This window comes from Microbacterium sp. CPCC 204701, assembly GCF_004010105.1.
Classification (GTDB): Bacteria; Actinomycetota; Actinomycetes; order Actinomycetales; family Microbacteriaceae; genus Microbacterium.
On sequence record NZ_RRYE01000439.1, the window covers coordinates 1 to 2,296 of the forward strand.

Annotated in this window: 3 protein-coding genes and 1 pseudogene; all 4 read right to left on the reverse strand. The window is 71.5% G+C overall.

Going from position 1 to position 2,296, the window contains the following annotated elements; translation table 11 throughout:
* Positions 1-234 (reverse strand): annotated as a pseudogene (locus EIO58_RS16485) (imidazole glycerol phosphate synthase subunit HisH); the annotation flags it as partial.
* Positions 231-839 (reverse strand): imidazoleglycerol-phosphate dehydratase HisB, encoded by a 609-nt coding sequence (gene hisB / locus EIO58_RS16490; RefSeq protein WP_127820392.1) that lies wholly within the window; start codon positions 837-839, stop codon positions 231-233. The pseudogene EIO58_RS16485 and the gene hisB, both read right to left, overlap by 4 nt.
* Positions 836-1,921, reverse strand: coding sequence for a histidinol-phosphate transaminase (locus tag EIO58_RS16495; RefSeq protein ID WP_127820393.1), 1,086 nt, complete (start codon positions 1,919-1,921; stop codon positions 836-838). The genes hisB and EIO58_RS16495 overlap by 4 nt, the downstream gene beginning before the upstream one ends.
* Before the next feature lie 57 nt (positions 1,922-1,978).
* Positions 1,979-2,296, reverse strand: a 318-nt coding sequence (locus tag EIO58_RS16500; RefSeq protein WP_127820394.1) for a LysM peptidoglycan-binding domain-containing protein, incomplete at its 5' end; no start/stop codon positions are given.

The following is a 2,296-nucleotide window of genomic DNA, read 5'->3' on the forward strand; positions in this document are numbered from 1 at the left end:
CTCGTCGCCGCGGCTCGCGCGCAGCGCATCGGCGACGGCACGGAACGCGCCGACGCCGGGCACCACCAGCCCGTCCGCGTCCAGCACGAGGCCGCGGTCGGACGTGAGGCGCGCATCGGCGCCGGCCGCTGCGAGCGCCTTGACCGCGGAGTGGACGTTGCCCGAGCCGTAATCGAGGACCGCGACCAGCGGCCGCACCTCGTCCGCGTCACGAAGCCTCGCAGCCTCGGTCACAGAGCGCCCTTCGTGCTGGGGATGCCCTCGATCAGCGGGTCGAGAGTCTTCGCCTGTCGGAAGGCCCGCGCGAACGCCTTGTACTCGGCCTCGGCGATGTGGTGCGGGTCGCGGCCCGACAGGACCCGGACGTGGACGGTGAGCGCGGCGTTGAACGAGATCGCCTCGAACGTGTGGCGCACGAGCGAGCCGGTGAAGTGCCCGCCGATGAGGTGGTGCTCGAATCCGGCGGGTTCGCCGCTGTGAACCAGGTACGGACGCCCGCTGATGTCGACCACGGCCTGCGCGAGCGCCTCGTCGAGGGGGACGAGAGCGTCGCCGTACCGTGAGATGCCCGACTTGTCGCCGAGGGCCTCGCGGATCGCCTGGCCGAGCACGATCGAGATGTCTTCCACGGTGTGGTGGGCGTCGATGTCGGTATCGCCCGACGCGCGCACCGTGAGATCGGTGAGCGAGTGCTTCGCGAAAGCGGTCAGCAGGTGATCGAGGAACGGCACGGTGGTGTCGATGCGGCTGCGCCCCGAGCCGTCGAGGTCGAGATCGAGCTCGACGGTGGATTCGCTCGTCGCGCGTCGCAGCGACGCCGTGCGGGGTGCAGCGGTCATGGGGCCGATCCTACCGAGGCCAGCGCGTCGAGGAAGGCGGTGGTCTCGTGTTCGGTGCCCGCCGTGACTCGCAGGTGGTGCGGGATGCCGACGTCCCGGATGAGCACGCCGCGGTCGTAGAGCCGCTGCCACGTCGTGGCCGGATCGTCGACTCCCCCGAAGAGCAGGAAGTTCGTCCACGAGTCACGCGCGGTGTACCCGAGCGCCTCCACCGTGGCGGCGATGCGGTTGCGCTGCACGACGATCTCCTCCACCATCCGCAGCATCACCGGCGCGTGACGCAGGGCGGCACCGGCGGCCGCCTGGGTGAGCGCGCTCAGGTGATACGGCAGTCGCACGAGGCGGAGCGCGTCGATGAGGGCGGGATCGGCGGCGAGGTACCCCACGCGGGCGCCAGCGAAAGCGAACGCCTTGCTCATGGTGCGCGACACGGCGAGCCGCTCGCGGCCCGCCAGCAGCGTCAGCGCCGAGTCCTGGTCGCGCGGCGCGAACTCGAAATACGCCTCGTCGACGACGACGATGCCGTCGGTCGCGTCGTAGACCGCTTCGACGACGTCGAGGCCGACCGGCGTGCCCGTCGGGTTGTTGGGCGAGCACAGGAAGACCACGTCCGGCGACGCCTCGGCCACCTGGAACGCGGCGTGCGCCGCCTCGATCGTGTAGTCGGGGGCACGGGTGCCGGCGATCCATTCCGCGCCGGTGCCCCGTGTGAGCAGCGGGTACATCGAGTAGGTCGGCGCGAAGCCGAACGCGCTGCGGCCGGGGCCCGCGAACGCCTGGAGGATGTGCTGGAGCACTTCGTTGGAGCCGTTCGCGGCCCAGATCTGATCGCGACCGAGCCCGTGCCCGAGGTAGTCGGCGAACCCCTCGCGCAGGGCGGTGAACTCGCGGTCGGGATAGCGGTTGACCTCACGCAGTGCGAGCGCGATCGAATCCACGATGTCGTCGGCGACGGCCTGCGGCACGGGATGGGTGTTCTCGTTGACGTTCAGCGCGACGGGAAGGGCTGCCTGCGGGGCTCCGTACGGCTTCTGCCCGCGGAGATCGGCGCGCAGGGGAAGGTCTTCGAGGCGGGGACTCACCCCTCCTATGTTACGGGCGCGGTACCGCTCGCCGGCGGCTCGTGACGTTCCACGACGTCAGGGCTGCCGGTCGTACCCGGCCGGAATCGAAAGGCGCTGACCTGCCCACACGGCCGCGCCCTCGAGTGCGTTGAGCCGCACGAGCTCGTCGACGACATCGCGCGGGTCGTGCGCCGGCGCGACCTCCTCGGCGATCGACCAGAGGGAGTCGCCGGGCGCCACCGTGATCGTGGCGAACGTGCCGGCAGGCGCACCTTCGTCGCGCGATGCGAGCGCTGCGCCGCCGCCGATGATCGCGAAGGCGAGCGCGATGGTCGCGGGCAGGGCCGCGAGCGATGCGAGCACGCGGCGGCCGCGCACGGTGAGGCGCAGGCG

Coding starts and splice junctions, on each gene's coding strand:
- hisB (WP_127820392.1), bottom strand. CDS start 839: ATGACCGCTGCACCCCGCACGGCGTCGCTGCGACGCGCGACGAGCGAA.